Here is a 16,248-nt window from a genome sequence, read left to right as displayed (position 1 = left end):
GTCGGCCGCATGTCCACATCGGTGCTCTACATGTCGATGTCCCTCGACGGCTACATCGCCGGTCCGAACGACGGGCCGGACAACCCCGGCGGTGACGGCGGGGCGGTCGAGCGGCTGCACGCCTGGGGCTACACACCGGCCGGGGAGCTGCGGCGGTCCGGGCCGGCGGGGGAGATGGCCGCCGCGATGGAGGCGACCGGCGCGGTGGTGGCCGGCCGACGCACGGTGGAGCAGGTCGACCACTGGGGTGGCCAGCACCACGGCATGCCGATCTTCGTGCCCAGCCACCGCCCGCCAGGCCCGTCCGTAGCGAACTACCCGTCGGTGACCTACGTGCCGGACGGCATCGCGAGCGCGATGGCACTGGCGAAGGCCGCCGCCGGGGACCGGGACGTCATGGTGCACGGCGCGTACACGGCGCAACGGGCGATCGAGGCCGGTGTGCTGGACGAGCTCCAGATCCACCAGATCCCGGTGCTGCTCGGCGCCGGCCGCCGGCTGTTCGACGTGCTACCCGGGCGCGTGGAGCTGGACGTCGTCCGGGTCGTCGACACCCCAGACGCCACCCACCTCCGCTACCGCGTCCGCCGTCACTGACGCGGCTCCCGAACGTCGACCCGACCGGTCCACGTCGACAACCGGGGTGTTTCGCATGACTGTCCTCAGCTCCGGGGGACGGTGGTGGCGACGATGACGCTGTTGACGATCGTCGCGGTGACGGTGCGGGTGACCGCTTCCGCGGCGGCGCCGGCACCCCAGTCGCCCTGCTCGAGCTCCTTCGCGCGACTGATCACGGGAGACGTCCACGGAATCTCGCGGTGGAACTGGGGGAGCGTCCCGCTGCCCGACAGCAGCGCGGCCAGCGCGGCCACGCGGGGTCGCGGCTCGGCACCATCGACCAGCACCGCCCGGACGTCGCCGATCAGGTTCGCGCGGCGGCCGTTGCCGTCCTCGAGCACCGTCGTGTTGAACAGGCCGAGCGTCTTGCGCCGCGCACGGCGGAGGTCGCCGCGTGCGACGAGCCGGTCGAGCAGCGGGCCGCGCAGCCTCGGCCCGACGGCCGCGAGCACCGTCTGGACCCCGCGAGGCTTGTCCGCGACGTAGTCCCACGCGGAGCGCAGGAGCTCGTCGGCCGGCGGCCGGTCCGCGACGGCCGCCACCCGCGTCGTCCCGGCCCGACCGGGCACCGTGCGTACGTGCCCGCCGAGCCCGAGGTCCGCGAGCACCGCTCCGGCCAAGGGGTAGAAGAGGATGTTCTCGCCGGCGATGGTGCGGGAGGTCGGCTGGAACAGCAGGAGCAGGAGGTCCTCCGGCAGGGTCGGAGGCTGCGTGGTCATCGGGGTCCTTCCTCTCGGTCGTCGAAGGGCCCAAGTGAAGACCGTGTTCCCGGAACAGGGTCAAGTCACGTGGCCCCGGTCACCCGTACTCCGCAGGTGCTCGATCCGCGTGGCGAGGTCGGCGTCGAGCTGGCGCAGGGCTTCCGGGGAGCTGTCCCCGCGGGCGACCTCGCCGATCTGCGCCAGAGGCATGCCGAGGTCGGTGAGGCGCCGGATGCGCAGGAGACACACGAGATCACGTACGCCGTACTGTTTGTACCCGTTATAGCGGCGAGAAGGCTCGTCGAGCAGCCCGAGCCGGTGGTAGTGCCGGATCGTGTTCACGGTGGTGCCAGCGAGTTCCGCGAGCTCGCGCGTGCTCCAGGCCATGCCTCCGCGTACCCCCGATCGCTGTGGCGACTCGACCCGCGCGCCGCGTTCACCGCGGCGGACGCCCGCTCGGGCAGGATGCAGCCCATGGAGGGACTGCTGATCGTCGTGGTGCTCGGCGCCACCGTGCTGGTGGGCACCACGATCGGCCGGCGTTACAGCGTCGCGCCGCCCGTGCTGCTCATCGTGTTCGGCGGGCTGCTCGGCCTGATCCCCGAGTTCTCGGAGGTGCGACTGCCCTCCGACGTCGTGCTGCTGCTGTTCCTGCCGGCGATCCTCTACTGGGAGAGCCTCAACACCAGCCTGCGGGAGATCCGCTCCAACCTGCGCGTCATCATCCTGTCGGCGGTCGTGCTGGTCATCGTCACGATGGTCGGCGTCTCGTACACGCTGCAGGGCATCGGCGTGGCCGCGTCGGCGGCCTGGATCCTCGGCGCGGTGCTGGCCCCCACGGACGCTGCCGCGGTCGCGGGTCTCGCGAAGCGGATGCCGCGCCGCGCGCTGACGACGCTGCGGGCCGAGAGCCTCGTCAACGACGGCACCGCGCTGGTGCTGTTCGCGGTCGCCGTCGGCGCGCTCGTGGACGGGCACGTGCCGGGACCGGCCCTGCTGGTCGGCGAGCTCGTCTGGTCGTCGGTCGGCGCGGTGCTGGTCGGGGTCGTCGTCGGGTACGCGGTGGTGCTGGTCCGCCGGTACGTCGACGACCCGCAGCGGGAGGGCGGGCTGAGCATCCTCACCCCGTTCCTCGCCTTCCTGGTGGCCGAGGTCGTGCACACCAGCGGGGTGGTCGCCGTGGTGGTCGCCGGCCTCGTGCTGTCGTGGGCCGGCCCGCGGGTCATCCGCGCCCGCTCGCGCCTGGAGACGTACTCCTTCTGGGACCTCGGCACCTTCATGCTCAACGGCAGCCTCTTCGTGCTGGTCGGCGTGCAGTTCCCGGCGGCCGTGCGCGGCATCGTGAGCCACTCGGTCGGCCACGCCGTCTGGATCGCGCTGGTGACCGCCGTGGCCGTCATCGGAATCCGGCTGGCCTGGTCACACGTGGCGGCGATGGTGATCCGGCTCGTCGACCGGCGCGCCGTGCAACGCACCCGCCGGGTCAACTGGAAGGTCCGCACCGCCAGCGGCTGGGCCGGTTTCCGCGGCGCGGTCTCGCTCGCGGCCGCGCTGGCCGTGCCGGCGACGCTCGACGACGGCAGCACGTACGCGGACCGCGACCTGATCGTGTTCGTCACCTCGGTGGTCATCGTGGTCACCGTGCTGGTGCAGGGCCTGACCCTGCCGATGGTCGTCCGGTGGGCCGGCCTCACCAGCGACGAGGCGCGCGAGGTGGAGACCCGGAACGCCCGCATCCGCGCGACGGAGGTGGCCCTGGCGGCGCTGCCGGACATCGCGATCCGGTTCGGCGCGCCGGGCGAGGTCCTCGACCGGATCCGCGCGGACTACCAGGGGCATCTGGACCAGCTTCGCGCGGAGGGCACGGAACACGCGGTGCAGGCGTGGCAGGACCAGGTCGACCGCCGTGTACGCCTGGAGGTGCTGGACCGCAAGCGCCGGGCGGTCACCGCGATGCGCGACGACCGCGAGATCGACGACATCGTCCTGCGCGACCTGCAGGCCTCCATGGACATCGAAGAGGTACGCCTGCTGGGCCCCGCACCGACGGACTAGCTCCCGGGCTTCAGGGCGACGAATCCCGCGACGGCGGCCGCCATCGCCAGCGCCGTCCTGGAGTTGACCTTTCGCTTGCGCATGGCCGAGTTCACGTGCGCGTCGACCGTTCTGGTGGACAACCCCAGGGCGGTGGCGATCTCCCGGTTGGTCTGACCCGTGGCCAGCAGGCGGACCACCTCCAGCTCCCGTGGCGAGAGGTCGTCGCCGTAGCCCTGCGGACCCCGGCGCGGCCTCCTCCGTTGACCGCCGCGCTCCGACAGCACGCGTTGGATCCGCTCGGCGTCGCCGTGCGCGCCCAGGTCGGCCAGGTCCTGCCTGACCTGGGTCAGCAGGTGCACGCCGTCGTCCGGGTGCCCGGTGCTGAGCAGACAGTCGGCCTGGCGTTTGCGGGCCAGCAGCGCGTCGTACGGCCTGGGCAGCGCCTGCCAGGTGTCGGCGGCCTGACCGTACAGCTCGGCTGCCCGCGTCGGCTCGCCGCGACCTTCGGTGAGGATGGCCCGGCACAGCAGAAGGGCGGCCTGCCCGGCCGGTGCCTGCCGGTCGCCGAGGTTCCGGGCGTACGCGGTCACCAGCGCGGTCGCCTCGTTCGTCCGGCCGGCCAGCACGAGTGCCTGCACGCGGACCGGCGCGACGTCCGTGGCGTACACCCAGATGTTCTTCTCGGTGACCAGCCGCAGGGGCTTCTCGGTCCACTCGAGAGCGTCGTCGACCCGGCCGGCCATCAGGTGCAGGCGGGCCAACCCGGCAGCCGGCGTCAGCGACGGATCGATGAGGACGCCACCGCCACGGCCGAGCTCGACCGCCGACCGCAACGTCTGCTCGGCGTCCGTCCAGTCGCCGGCGGCGGTCTGCAGCTGACTGGTGATCAGCAGCGATTCCACCTGGATCGTCGGTTCTTCGTCGAGCCCGGCCAGTGCGGTGGCCCGGTCGGCCAGGCCGTCCCAGGCGCCGGTGAACCAGTCGAGCCGCAGGTTGATCGACCGGCACTGGTCCTGCAGCCGCTGGTATCCGTGCGTCCGCGCCAGCCGGCTGGCCAGCGTGACGCGCTGGCGGGCCTCGTCGTAGCGGCCCCACTGCATCGCCGCCTCGCCCAGGTTGGCATTGCCGCGGACGATCTGGGACAGCTCGTCCGGGGTGCCCCCCTCGGTCGGGAACATCGCGGCGGAGGCCCAGCCGGCGTCGTCGCCCAGCACCAGCAGGATGGTGGCCCGGTCGGCGTGCACCGCCAGGCGGTTGGGCGCCGGCGTCGCGGGATCGGCCACGATGGCGGCCGCCCGGTCGAGCCAGCGCCGGTAGTCGCCGGCCTCACCGTGGGTGGTGCTGAGCCAGCTGAGCATGATCGTCGCGTGCAGGTCGTCCAACGGTCGCTCGGCCAGGTCCGGGATGGCCCGCTCCAGCGCGCGACAGGCCGCGGCGTAATCGCCGGTGTGCAGCAGCATCCGTCCGAGCTGCCAGCCGACCAGGCCGCGCTCGGTGGAGCTGAGGGCCGGGTCGTCCCGCACCCGGCGCAGCACCTCGACCAGGTCGTGCAGCAGCCCCTGGTCGACCCAGACCATCAGGAGCGGCATCTTGCCCATCAACCGGACCACCGTGGCGGCCGGCAGGTCGACGCGGGTCAACACCTCGTGGAGCATGCCCGCGACGGTCCGCGGGTCACCGGAGGACATGGCCAGATCGGCGGACTGCTCGACGTAGCGGCACCACTCGTCGACCGCGCCGGCCTCCCGGAAGTGCCGCTGCAACTGGAGGATCGGCGGCCGCGCCAGACCCTCCAGCACGTGCGCGGCGCGCAGGTGCTCGCCGCGGCGTTGCCGGATCGGGATCGACTCGTACACCGCCCGGCACGCCAGGGCGTGCCGGAAGGACAGCCGCCCGAGCGCGTCCTCGTGCAGCAGCCGGCTGCCCAGCGCCTCGGCGACCGCCTGCGGGCGCTGGCTTTCCGGCACGTCGCACGCCGCCAGCAGGACGGCCTCCTCGATCGGATCGCCGAGCACCGCGGCCGCCCGCAGCACGTCCCGCGCCGGCGCGCTCATCCGGTCCACGCGTTCCAGCACCGCGTCCCGCAGACTGGGCGGCACCGCGATGTCCTCCAGCGCGCGCCGCAGCCACTCGCCGTCCTGGGTCACCAGGTCCGCCCGGTCACACAGCAACCGCACCGACTCCTCGATCGCGAGCGGCAACCCGTCGGAATGCTCCCGCAGGAACGTGGCGAACTCCGCGGAGACCGGCTCGTCGTCCAACATGGACGACACCAGGCGTCCGGTCTCCGCCACGTCCAACGGGGCCAGCTGCACCCGCAGCCGGGCCATTCCCTCGGGCAACCGGCTGGCCAACCACCGCAGTGACGAGTCGGCGGGCACGTCCTCCGGCCGGTACGTCAGCAGCAGACTCGGTCGCGGCGCGGGGCGCGCCGTGAGGAACAGGAGGAACTCCAGCGTCGCTTCGTCCGCCCAGTGCACGTCCTCCAGCACGAGGACCTGCGGACCCAGCCGGTCCAGCACCTCGGCGACCGCCCGGAACAACCGGTGTCGCGCCGCTGTCGGTTCCGCCAACGGCTCCGGAGCCGGCGGCAGGCCGGCCGTCCACTCGGGGAACAACGGCCGCAACGCGCCGCCCAGCGGGCTCAGCCCCAGCTCCTCGACCCGGTCGACCGTGCTGGTCAGCGCATCCACGACTGGCCCGAGGGTGAACGGCCGCCGGAACGGTGGGCATGTCCCCACCAGGATCCGCCCCGACCCGGGCGGCGACGTGGCGGCGAGCAGCTCCCGCACCAGCCGGCTCTTGCCCATCCCCGCTTCGCCTTCGACCAGGACCGCCGCCGGCTCCGCGGCGAGTGCCTGTGCGATGGCGACGACCTCGCGGTCACGACCCGTGAAACGTGGCGCCCGAACCGCCGCCTGTCGCCGGCTGCCCACGCCGCGACTGGATCTTGTGTTCATTTCATAAATCTGAATATATATCTCGCCCGGGTCAAGGCTCTCGGTGTTAGCAGCTGATATCCGCAGGCTACATATCTACATACGTCGTAAAAATGGGGCGAACATCGACCCGGCGTGGGCCATCGACGAAAACCAGTAGGTAGTTCTTCGAATATGCACCGCCATCCATCGACTTAGATACTTCCCTCGGCGCATCTGTCGCAAGGGGGCATCGCGGATGACCGAACCTTCATCGCCCGAGCCAGTGTCCACTCCCGACTCCGAGGCGAAGCCGGCTACACCCGGTGCGGATCCTTCCACGGATCAACCGGTCGGCGGCAGCGACCAGGCGTCCACCGACGACGACTACGCGGGCTACCAGCGACTGTGAGCTGGCCGCTCAATCCACATTAGGCAGGTTAGGGAGCACCGGATCTCCGGGCTGCCCTGTGTCGCGATTTCGAGAAAGGACCCTGCATGTCCAGGTACGAGGGGCCACCCAGAGTGGCTCGAGGAAAGATGCGGTCGGCGCTCACCATCGCGACGACCACACTCGCCATGCTGGTCGCCGCTGCCGGGCCGGCCACCGCACAGACGACGATCGGCGCGGCGCCGGACGGAGGCGGCGCCGCGACCGGGCCGCAGGCGTCGGCGAAGATCACCGCCGAAGCCACGAAGCAGCTCAAAGCGAACAAGAGCGCGGACTTCTGGATCAAGTTCGCCGCGAAGGCGGACCTCGCGCCGGCCTACAAGATCGCTGACAGCGACCAGCGCGGGAAGTACGTGTACGACGCGCTGCGCGCCACCGCGAAGCAGTCGCAGGCCGACGTGATCTCCCGGCTCACCGCCGCTGGCGCCGACTACGAGAGCTTCTGGATCAACAACTCGATCTACGTCGAGGACGGCACGCTCGACCTGGCGCAGAACGTCGCGGCGTTCAGCACCGTCGCCGGCGTGCACCAGCAGTTCAACATGGCGGAGACCAAGCCGGTGTCCTCCAAGCCGGCCGGTGCCAAGGTGACGGCCGCCGTGGAGTGGGGGGTCGCCGCGATCAACGCCCCGGAGGTCTGGGACACCGGGGTCACGGGCGAGGGCATCACCGTCGCGAGCTTCGACACCGGCGTCGACGTGACGCACCCGGCGCTGCGGTCGAAGTACCGCGGCACGAACCCGGACGGCACGCTCAGCAACGACTACAACTGGTTCGACATCCCCGACACCTGTGGCGGGAACCCGTGCCCCAGCTCCGGCGAGCACGGCACGCACACCACGGGCACGATGGTGGGCCAGGACGGGGCCAACCAGATCGGCGTCGCGCCGGGCGCGAAGTGGATCGCCGCGAACTGCATCGACAACGAGGGATGCTCGTTCGACGACTACCTCGCCGACGCGCAGTGGTTTCTCGCACCGACCCGCATGGACGGTACCGACGCGGACCCGGCGATGCGCCCCGACATCATCAACAACTCCTGGGGCATCCCGCCGGGCGTCGACCTGCCCCAGGACTGGATGAGCGCCGAGACCCAGGCATGGAACGCCTCGGGCATCTTCGGCGCCTGGGCGGCCGGCAACGAGGGCCCGGGCTGCTCGACCGCGCGCTTCCCCGGGGAGTTCACCCACACGTACGCGACCGGCGCGTACGACATCAACGGCAACATCGCGAGCTTCTCGTCCCGTGGTCCGGGGCGGGACAACGAGCTCAAGCCGAACATCGCGGCCCCGGGCGTGAACGTGCGCTCGTCGGTCCCCGGCGGCTACGGCAACCTCTCGGGCACGTCGATGGCCACGCCGCACCTGGCGGGCGCCGTCGCGCTGCTGTGGAGTGCCTCGCCGGCGATGCACCGCGACATCGACGGCACCGCGGCGTTGCTCGACCGGACCGCGGTGGACACCTCGGACACGAGCTGCGGTGGCACCGCGACCGACAACAACGTCTGGGGCGAGGGCAAGCTCGACGCCGCGGCGCTGGTGGAAGCCGCGCCGACCACCGGCGTCGGCACTCTCGCGGGCACCGTGACGGACACCGCGGGTGCTCCGATCGCGGGTGTCCGGGTCGTGGCCGACGGCGACGACTCGGACCGCACCGTCGTCACGGGCGCGGACGGCACCTACTCCGCCAGTCTGCCCGTGGGCGACTACGCCGTCTCGGCCTCCGCGTTCGGCTACCTGACCGAGTCGGCGACCGCGACCATCACGCAGGACACGACCACCACGGTCAACCTGACGCTCGACGCCGCGCCGGCGCACCGGGTGTCGGGCACCGTCACGGCCGGCGGCGCGCCGGTCGGTGGCGCGACCGTCACGATCGCACCGCAGATCGAGCCCGTCACGACGGGTGCCGACGGCACGTTCGCGTTCCCGTCGGTCCCGGAAGGCACGTACCAGCTCACGGCCACGGCGGGAAGCTGCAACGCCCCGTTCTCCCGTGAGGTCGTCGTCGACGGTGACGAGACTGTGCCGGTCGCGCTCGCGCCCAAGGTGGACGCGTTCGGCTACACCTGCGCGGTCTCCGAGGGCACGTACCTGAAGGGAACCACCAAGGCACCGCTGTCCGGTGACGACGAGAGCGTGACGGTGAACCTGCCGTTCAACTTCCAGCACTACTACGGGAAGTACGACAAGGCGTACGTGTCGAGCAACGGGTTCCTGAACTTCCTTGCCGCGAACACGCTCTACAACAACACCGCCCTGCCCACCACGGCCGCGCCCAACGCGGCGGTCTACCCCTTCTGGGACGACCTCGTGATGGACTCGCAGTCGGGCCTGTACACCGGTGCGACCACGGTGGGCGGCAAGGACGCGTTCACGATCGAGTGGCGTGACGTGTTCCCGCTCAACTCGAGCGGCACCCGCCTCTCGTTCTCGGCGACGCTCGTGTCCAACGGCACCATCATCACGGGCTACGGCCCGGGGGCCACGGACGACCGCACCAAGGGCAACTCGGCCACGATCGGCATCGAGAACGAGGCCGGCACGGTCGCGCTGCAGTACTCGGCCAACACCGTCGCGACCCACCCGGGTCTGACGATCACCTACGACCCGCCGGCCCTCGGCACCGTCAGCGGAGTGATCCGCGACTTCAACACCAAGGAGCCGATCCAGGGCGCCACGGTCACCGCCACCAACCGGGCGGACGGTGCCGTGCGCGTCGCGACCACGGGCGCCGACGGCGCGTACTCGCTGAGCTTGCTTCTCGGTACCTACGACCTCCTGATCGAGGCCGACGACTACGAGAGCGCGACGCGGGTGGCGAACCTGACGGTGGAGGGTCAGGCAATCACGCGCAGCCTGCAGCTCAACGCCGGCCGGCTCGTGGTCAACAAGGAGTCGATCACGGCGACGCTCGGAATGGGCGAGTCGGTCACCCGGACCTTCCAGGTGTCGAACACGGGCTCGGCCCCGGTCGAGGTCAACGTCGGCGCCAGCGGCGGGTCGTTCGTGCCACTGGGCTCGACGGCTGCCGGCACCGCGGTCATCAAGGGCGTCGAGGGCCAGGCGACCGTCGCCCGGTCCGCGAAGCCCACGGGTAGCTCGCTCGGCACGTCCAAGGCGAAGCTGTCGAGGTCGGGCGCCAAGCTGGGTGCGTCGATCACTCCGAAGGCGGCAGCTCTCCCGCTCGCGGACCAGACCATCACCCACTCGGCGTCGCAGACGATCATGACCGGCAACTCGGCGTCCTGCAACAACGGTCTCCAGACGCAGGACAACAAGTACCTGCGGACGTTCAAGCTGAGCGACTTCGGCATCACCGGGTCGTTCGACGTCTCGCAGGTGCAGTTCGGTGTCGAGACGAACACCTCGGCCCAGCCGCTCTCGGTCAACCTGTACTCGCTCGAGGGTGACCTCCGCTACGCGAACATGACGCGGATCGGCACCACGGCCTTCACGGCCGCCGCGGACTCGGACGGCACCATCGTCACGGTCCCGGTCGAGGGATCCGTCCCGGCGGGCGGCACCCTCGTGGTCGAGGTCGACGTGCCGGCCGGCGGCTGGTTCTTCATCGGCTCCAACGACGAAGGCCAGACGGCGCCCAGCTACATCGCGTCGACCGCGTGCAGCCTCAGCGAGCCGACGGACACGGCGGACATCAACTTCGCCGGCATGCACCTGGTGATGAACGTCTCCGGTGCGTCCACCGGCGGCGGTGGTGTCGGGTGGCTCGACGTGCAGCCGCCGACGCTGACCCTCCAGCCGGGCGCCAGCGTCCAGGTGAAGTCCTTGATCACGGCGAACGTCGACCAGCCCGGCACCTACGGTGCCACGATCAACCTCCGCGCCGACACGCCGTACGCCGAGCCCACCGTCGCGGCCACGCTGAACGTCAAGCGTCCGGCCGGCTGGGGCAAGATCACGGGCACGGTCACGGGTGCGGGGGCGCCGCTGCAGGGAGCCGTCGTGCACCTCGACGGCCTCGCCTACGACGCGACGCTGATCACGGACGCGGACGGCAAGTACGCGTATTGGATGGCCGCTTCGAACGCTCCGGTCCAACTGACCGTGGCCGCCAACGGCTACGTGCCCCAGACCAGAAAGGCGCAGATCATCAACGGCCAGACGACCGTGTACGACTTCGCCTTGACCCGACTGCCATAACCTGATCGACAGCTCCGAGACGAAGGGCCCGGCCTCCGAAGGGAGGTCGGGCCCTTCCCATTCCTCGCGGGGAATTGTCTGCTTTCCGCACCGCTCGCAGGATGGGTCTCATGGTTTACGTCAACCCGCAGGACCTGGCCGACCGTTATATCGCGCAGTGGACGGAGCCCGACGCCGCGCGGCGGCGGGCCGCTATCGAGGGGCTCTGGGCGCCGGACGGCAGGCACGTCCTGCAGCCGCCGGTCGAGATCCGCGCTGCCGCCGCGGCGGTCGGCTTCGATCACAGCACCTTGGAGGCACGGGGGTACGACGCCATCGAGGTTCGGGTGGCGCGTAGCTACGAGCGGTTCGTGGCGAAGGAGGGGTTCACGTTCCGGTCGCGCGCTGACGCCGTACGCCTGAACGAGGTGGTGAAGTTCGGTTGGGAGACGGTTTCCGTCGAGACCGGCGAGGTGGCCGGTGGCGGCCTGGAGGTGCTGGTGCTCGACGACGACGACCGGATCACGGCCGACTACATGTTCCCGGGGGCCTGACCGGCCTCGGCGGCCGCCTGGAGGATCGCGGCGGTCGCCGGGTCGACCGGCAGGAACGCCTCCAGCTTCAGCTCGGCGAGCGTCACGTCGACGGCCGTGGCGAAGGTCGTCACGGTCGTCATCAGGTGCAGCTCGCCGCGCGCGGACAGCAGGTCGAGCGGCACCGCGAAACCGAGCTGGCCGGCCGACGGCTCGAGGTCGGGGACATAGCCGGCGAGCTCGTCGCGCAGCTCCGGCAGGTGGCCGAGGCGGGCCAGGATGTGCCGCGCCCACTCGGCGAGGTTGCGGATCCGGGGCGCCATGCCCGCCGGGTGCAGCGCGAGCCGGTAGACGTTCCGGCCGGGCCCGACCAGCTCGGCGGCGGCACCCTCCGTGATCAACCCGAGCGCTTCGTTCGCGGCGATCAGGTCGCCGCGCCCGTCGACCACTAACGCCGGATAGGGCTGATAGCCGCGCAGGATGTGGTCGATCGCGGTGCGCACCGGCGCCAGGACCGGGCCGTCGAGCGGGCTTTCCGCGTACGCGGGCGCGAATCCGGCGGAAACCAGCAACTCGTTGCGGTCCCGCAGCGGCAGTTCGAGCGACTCGGCCAGGCGGATGACCATGTTCCGGCCGGGGACGGAGCGGCCCGACTCGACGAAGCTGAGGTGCCGCTGGGTCGTGCCGGCCCTGGTTGCCAGCTCGAGCTGGCTCAGCCGCGATCGGGTGCGGCGTTCGCGCAGCGCACGAGGGAAGTCCACGTTTCCGTTGTAACGCGGCTCCGGGCCCTCGGCCATTCCCTTCGGGGAATTGTTCTCAGCCGTTGGAGCGCCGGATGCGTTCCAGCTGACCGGCGACCCGCGCGTCGGACCCGGCGGCCGGTTGGTGGACCGGGTGATAGGTGACGGCCGGCAGGTCGGTGACCGGTCGGCCGACGAACCCGGGCGGGGGTGGCACGCGGCCGTTGACGACCGCCAGCCCCACGCCGAGGGCCACGAAATGTGTGGTCAGTGGCCAGCCTTCGGCCTCGACGGCTACCGACCAGGTCACGTCGGCGGCCCGCAGGGCCTGTTCCAGCAGCGCCCGGTGCGGCCGGTGCCGGGGCGGGACCACCGGGCTCGCTCCGGCCAGGTCGGACAGCGCCAACGATCGGCGCCGGGCGAGTCGGTGGTCGTCCGGCACGAGCAGCACCTGCGGGAAGGTCGCCAGCTCGAGCGTGGTCAGGTCGTCGGGCAGCACGTCGAGCACCCCCACACCGAGATGGGCCCTTCCGGTGCGGATGGCGGCGAGCATCTGCCGGTGGTCGCAGGTGACCAGCCGTACCCGGGTCGGTTCCTCGGCCAGCACGGACCGGATCGCGTCGCCGAAGGTAGAGGTAGGCGCCCTGGCCCGCGGCGAGGACCACGGGTCGGCGCTCCGCCGCGCCGGCGAAGTCGGCCAGGAACTCGGCGAGCCGTTCGTCGTGCGCCCGCGCGAACCGGGCGACCGTCTCGCCCATCGGCGCACCGGCCGTGATCTCGATCGGCATGCCCATGTCGCCGTTCACGGCCACGACCGACGCCGACGGTTGGGTCACCTCCATCACCGTCGAGCTGACCGAGCGCGACGGCAAGAAGCTGAAGATGGCCACGTCCCTGACCAAGCACGGAAAACCGCTGAGCGTCAAGAAACCGCCACGGTACGACGAGGCCGCCGAGTTCTACTACAAGTGGCGATCACGCACCTGGCGGCGCCCGGGTAGCGTGGGCCGATGCGATCGGCGGCAGACATTCGGCAGCGCTGGCTGGACCGCCTGCCGCTGATGATCACCAGGCCCGGGATGTGGGCCAGCACCGGGCAGGCGTTCGACTGGATGGCCCGGGGGCTTCTCGGGGATCTGTGTTTCCTTGACGAGCGCGAGGCCGACCAGGCCGCCGTCGAGAGGGTGCTTCGTTCGTACGGGAAGCTCGGCGTGGCCGGACCTTTCATCGCGATGTTCGGCGAGGAACGGAACTGTGTGGACGAGGTCGCCTCGGTCTTCGCGGAACAGTTCCACCGCCTGGGTTACCTTCAGGTGGAACGGGTGCTCGACGCGGACGAGTGGCACGACCTCAATGCCGGCCTCCAGCGGCGATTCGACGGCCGGGAGGTGCGCCGCGGCGAGGTCGAGGCCTGTTACGGGTCGCCCAGCCTCGTCATCGGGAGACGGGTGCTCTGCTATGCCGGTTCTTCGAACGGGCCCGGCTGGCTGTTCTTCGACTGCTTCGAAGACCACGGACCCGGCGAGTACGTGGCCGGCGCGGGCCGCTACGAGTGGCGACGGAACGAGGATCCGTTGGTGCGAGCGGTGCGCCGTCCCGCACCGGACTTCGAAGCCGGCCTCGTCCTGACGCTCTACGGCAAGGTCATGCGCTGGGGACCCGGCTGGTGGCTCGACCAGCCGGATGGCCTGTCGGACGAACAACAGGCCATCGCCGCCCAGCTAAGCGCCGTCGAAGCCAGCGACCCGTCCCAGTCGCTGGGGCAACAGAGTCGTTGACGATCTGTTTGGATCGGCAGTCATGCAGATGATCGAGCGGCCGTGGGGGATCAGCGCGCTCGGCGCGGCAAGCGTCAAGGCTGTGCCGGATCTGGTGCGGGTCCGGTTCAAGATCGTGCGCGTGGAGCAGGCTCCGGCCGCCGCGTTCGAGGCGGCCCGCGCGGCCGTACGAGCCGTGCGCGGTGCGTTGCGGCAACACGGGGTCGGTGACGCGGCGGTCGAGGGTTCCCGCCTGGACCTCCGGACCGCGACCGAGTACGCGAACGGTGGACGCAGGTTCGTCGGCTATCAGTGCGAGGCCGCGTTCGCGGTCGAGTCGGGTGCGCTGGACGACGTCGAGGCGCTGCTGGTCGACGTGGTGGCGGCCGGCGCCAACGAGATCGAGGGCGTCCACTTCGACGTCATCGCCAAACCCGAGCTGCGCGCCGAGGCCCGCCGCAAGGCGGTGGCCGCCGCCCGCGCCAAGGCCGACCTGTACGCGGAGGCGGCCGGCGTGCGTGTCGGCGCGGTCGTGCATGTGGAGGACGTCGACCCGGAACAGCAGGGGGCGTCCCGCTTCGGCGGCCACGCCGAGGCAGCGGCCACCAGCGCCCAGGATCTCGCGCCGGGCCACATCGTCGTGTCCGCGGCCGTGATCGTCGGCTACGCGGTGGCCCGCGACTGACCTCGTTCTCCTGCGACGGTGGCCCGAGAAGTTCGACAGCGTGCGTTTCACCATCAAGAAGGTGGCCAAGGTCCGGAGAGGCTGATGCTCGTGACGCTGTTCTTCGGCGTCGGTGGGGCGTAGCGTTCGACTGTGGACGCCGCGGCACCACTCGGGACGGCAGGCACCGTGGAAGCGCCGGTGTGGGGGACGTTCTCGGTCCGCGATCACGTCAAGCCCGAGGCGTTTCTTCGCGAACTGCTCGTGTTCGACCGGCTCGTCATTCCGTACCCGGATCCGCACACGCCGGGGGAGTGGCTGCGGTGGCGGCGTCCCGATCCCAGCCACCCCAGGGTGTCCTGGAATCCCGGGCGGCTCGATCAGATCCTCGGCGTTCTGGGCACCGAAGAGGAGAGCGGCTACAACGGCGCGCGGCTGGCTCAGCGTTCGATGTGGAACCCGTACACGTGGCAACTGATCAAATCCAACGCTGACATCGCCGCGCAGGCGAGCGGCGATCCGTACCACGCGACCGCGCTCGGTATTCGTGCGGGGACGGCGAAACCAGGCGAGCTGCCCGACGTCGTCGAGGCGGTCGCGGCCTACCGGACCGAGAAAGCCTGGCGACAGGAGACCAAGCCGACCGCGGAGCGCGTCCCGGCCATGGAGGCGTTGATCCAGGTTCCGCGACCGCTGATGTTGCCGCCGAAGGACGGCAACAGGATGGACAAGCTGCGGGCCGCCGTCGACCTCTCGCTCTCCGAAGACTTCCGCGCGGCGCGACGCGCGTACTTCACCTGGTTCCGCGATTTCATCACACCGTTGCGCAGCGACGATCCGGACCGGGTTCGGGCCGCCCTCGACGCGGCGTCCATCGCCGTGGCGCGGCAGCGGCTGCGGGAACTGTGGGCGCACGAGATCGCCATCGCCAAGCAGGTGGACAAGAGCAGATGGGGATCGCGGTTCGAGTTCGGCTGCATGAGCGCCGGCGCGCTCGGCGGGATCGGTCTCGCGGTGGTCGGCGCCCTGCCAGGCATCGGCGTGTCGGTCGCGGTCCTGAGCTTCGGCGGTTGGGCCGCCAAACGGTTCACCACCCCGAAACCGGCCCGCAGCCTGAGCGGCGCGAGCATGTTCGTCGCCGCGCAACGCCGGCTGGGCTGGCTGGAGCCTGGGGCCTAGCTAGGCCGGTCTCGGTCGGCGGACCAGTTGGTAGGCCTTGCAGCCCAAACACAGCCCGGTGGCCGCGTTGAGGGCTGTCACGGCGAAGGCGAGAGCGGTGAGGCTGTAGCCGGCGACATCGATGCCGAACGCGAAGGCGACGAACGCCAGGGTGGTCACCACGAAGCCGATGAGTTGGGCGAATCTCGGTGGCCGAGCATCCTCCAACTCGGCCGGTGCGCCGATCCGGGGCCAGACGACACGGGCGAAGATCTGCGCCCACAGCGACCACTGAAAGCTCACGAACGCGGTGAAGGCGAACACGGCGACCTGGGAGGCGAGCAGGAAGAGACCCAATGGCCGAAGGGCATCGACAACGAGGAGTACGACGGCGAGCACGCTCGCGGTGGCGCCGGCGCTGAACCGCAGCAGGCGCGGATCGAGATGGGAGCGGAGTGGGCACGCGCTGATCCTGGTCTTGCGCATATGGTTCTCCCGAGGGTGAGCTGCCAGCGCTAGTCCGATCGAG

15 protein-coding genes are annotated in these 16,248 nt (G+C 70.8%); 9 read left to right on the top strand and 6 right to left on the bottom strand.

Annotated elements, in window-relative coordinates; genetic code table 11:
• The first annotated feature begins 9 nt into the window (after positions 1-9).
• Complete coding sequence (locus CHC05_RS30140; protein ID WP_089254002.1) at positions 10-597, top strand: dihydrofolate reductase family protein; 588 nt, start codon at positions 10-12, stop codon at positions 595-597.
• 65 nt (positions 598-662) lie between these two features.
• Here the strand turns inward: CHC05_RS30140 and CHC05_RS30135 are convergent, their stop codons facing one another.
• Both CHC05_RS30135 and CHC05_RS30130 read right to left on the bottom strand, forming a co-directional pair.
• On the bottom strand, positions 663-1,337 hold the full coding sequence (locus CHC05_RS30135) for a GOLPH3/VPS74 family protein (protein ID WP_179266444.1): 675 nt from the start codon (positions 1,335-1,337) through the stop codon (positions 663-665).
• A gap of 60 nt (positions 1,338-1,397) precedes the next feature.
• A complete protein-coding gene (locus CHC05_RS30130) occupies positions 1,398-1,706 on the bottom strand; it encodes a MerR family transcriptional regulator (RefSeq protein ID WP_089254001.1) in 309 nt (102 codons plus the stop codon).
• Positions 1,707-1,793: 87 nt separating this feature from the next.
• Between CHC05_RS30130 and CHC05_RS30125 the strand changes: the two genes are divergently transcribed.
• Positions 1,794-3,374, top strand: a complete 1,581-nt coding sequence (locus CHC05_RS30125; RefSeq protein WP_089254000.1) for a Na+/H+ antiporter — start codon at positions 1,794-1,796, stop codon at positions 3,372-3,374.
• Here the strand turns inward: CHC05_RS30125 and CHC05_RS30120 are convergent.
• Positions 3,371-6,292 carry a LuxR family transcriptional regulator gene (locus CHC05_RS30120; protein ID WP_179266443.1) on the bottom strand — a complete coding sequence of 974 codons (2,922 nt, stop codon included), beginning with the start codon at positions 6,290-6,292 and terminating at the stop codon, positions 3,371-3,373. The two genes, CHC05_RS30125 and CHC05_RS30120, sit on opposite strands and share 4 nt — an antisense overlap.
• 241 nt (positions 6,293-6,533) lie before the next feature.
• On the opposite strand from CHC05_RS30120, the gene CHC05_RS41745 reads away from it, so the two are divergent.
• The 3 genes from CHC05_RS41745 to CHC05_RS30110 all read left to right on the top strand — a co-directional run bounded on the left by CHC05_RS41745 (position 6,534) and on the right by CHC05_RS30110 (position 11,421).
• Positions 6,534-6,686, top strand: a complete 153-nt coding sequence (locus CHC05_RS41745) for a hypothetical protein (protein ID WP_179266442.1) — start codon at positions 6,534-6,536, stop codon at positions 6,684-6,686.
• Positions 6,687-6,772: 86 nt separating this feature from the next.
• Complete coding sequence (locus tag CHC05_RS30115) at positions 6,773-10,888, top strand: carboxypeptidase regulatory-like domain-containing protein (RefSeq protein ID WP_089253998.1); 4,116 nt, start codon at positions 6,773-6,775, stop codon at positions 10,886-10,888.
• 110 nt (positions 10,889-10,998) lie between these two features.
• Positions 10,999-11,421: a hypothetical protein gene (locus CHC05_RS30110; RefSeq protein WP_089253997.1), complete on the top strand. Its 423-nt coding sequence runs from the start codon at positions 10,999-11,001 to the stop codon at positions 11,419-11,421.
• On the opposite strand, the gene CHC05_RS30105 is transcribed toward CHC05_RS30110, so the two are convergent.
• Together CHC05_RS30105 and CHC05_RS30100 are read right to left on the bottom strand one after the other, a co-directional pair.
• A complete protein-coding gene (locus tag CHC05_RS30105) occupies positions 11,400-12,161 on the bottom strand; it encodes a helix-turn-helix domain-containing protein (RefSeq protein ID WP_089254183.1) in 762 nt (253 codons plus the stop codon). The two genes, CHC05_RS30110 and CHC05_RS30105, sit on opposite strands and share 22 nt — an antisense overlap.
• Positions 12,162-12,216: 55 nt before the next feature.
• Positions 12,217-12,747, bottom strand: a complete 531-nt coding sequence (locus CHC05_RS30100; protein WP_218824718.1) for a LysR family transcriptional regulator substrate-binding protein — start codon at positions 12,745-12,747, stop codon at positions 12,217-12,219.
• Positions 12,748-12,932: 185 nt separating this feature from the next.
• Here CHC05_RS30100 and CHC05_RS41740 point away from each other — a divergent pair, with 185 nt between their 5' ends.
• The 4 genes from CHC05_RS41740 (at position 12,933) to CHC05_RS30085 (ending at position 15,740) form a co-directional block, all read left to right on the top strand.
• Positions 12,933-13,202: a hypothetical protein gene (locus tag CHC05_RS41740; RefSeq protein WP_218824717.1), complete on the top strand. Its 270-nt coding sequence runs from the start codon at positions 12,933-12,935 to the stop codon at positions 13,200-13,202.
• On the top strand, positions 13,151-13,918 hold the full coding sequence (locus CHC05_RS30095) for a hypothetical protein (RefSeq protein WP_089253996.1): 768 nt from the start codon (positions 13,151-13,153) through the stop codon (positions 13,916-13,918). Before CHC05_RS41740 ends, CHC05_RS30095 begins: the two co-directional genes overlap by 52 nt.
• Positions 13,919-13,940: 22 nt before the next feature.
• Complete coding sequence (locus CHC05_RS30090) at positions 13,941-14,582, top strand: SIMPL domain-containing protein (RefSeq protein ID WP_089253995.1); 642 nt, start codon at positions 13,941-13,943, stop codon at positions 14,580-14,582.
• Positions 14,583-14,714: 132 nt separating this feature from the next.
• Complete coding sequence (locus CHC05_RS30085) at positions 14,715-15,740, top strand: hypothetical protein (protein WP_089253994.1); 1,026 nt, start codon at positions 14,715-14,717, stop codon at positions 15,738-15,740.
• Here the strand turns inward: CHC05_RS30085 and CHC05_RS30080 are convergent, their stop codons facing one another.
• Complete coding sequence (locus CHC05_RS30080) at positions 15,741-16,205, bottom strand: DUF4395 domain-containing protein (protein WP_089253993.1); 465 nt, start codon at positions 16,203-16,205, stop codon at positions 15,741-15,743.
• Between the last annotated feature and the right edge of the window lie 43 nt (positions 16,206-16,248).

Origin of the sequence: Asanoa hainanensis (assembly GCF_900188485.1) — a bacterium.
Classification (GTDB): domain Bacteria; phylum Actinomycetota; class Actinomycetes; order Mycobacteriales; family Micromonosporaceae; genus Asanoa; species Asanoa hainanensis.
This window is presented reverse-complemented; position numbering and strand designations above follow the sequence as displayed.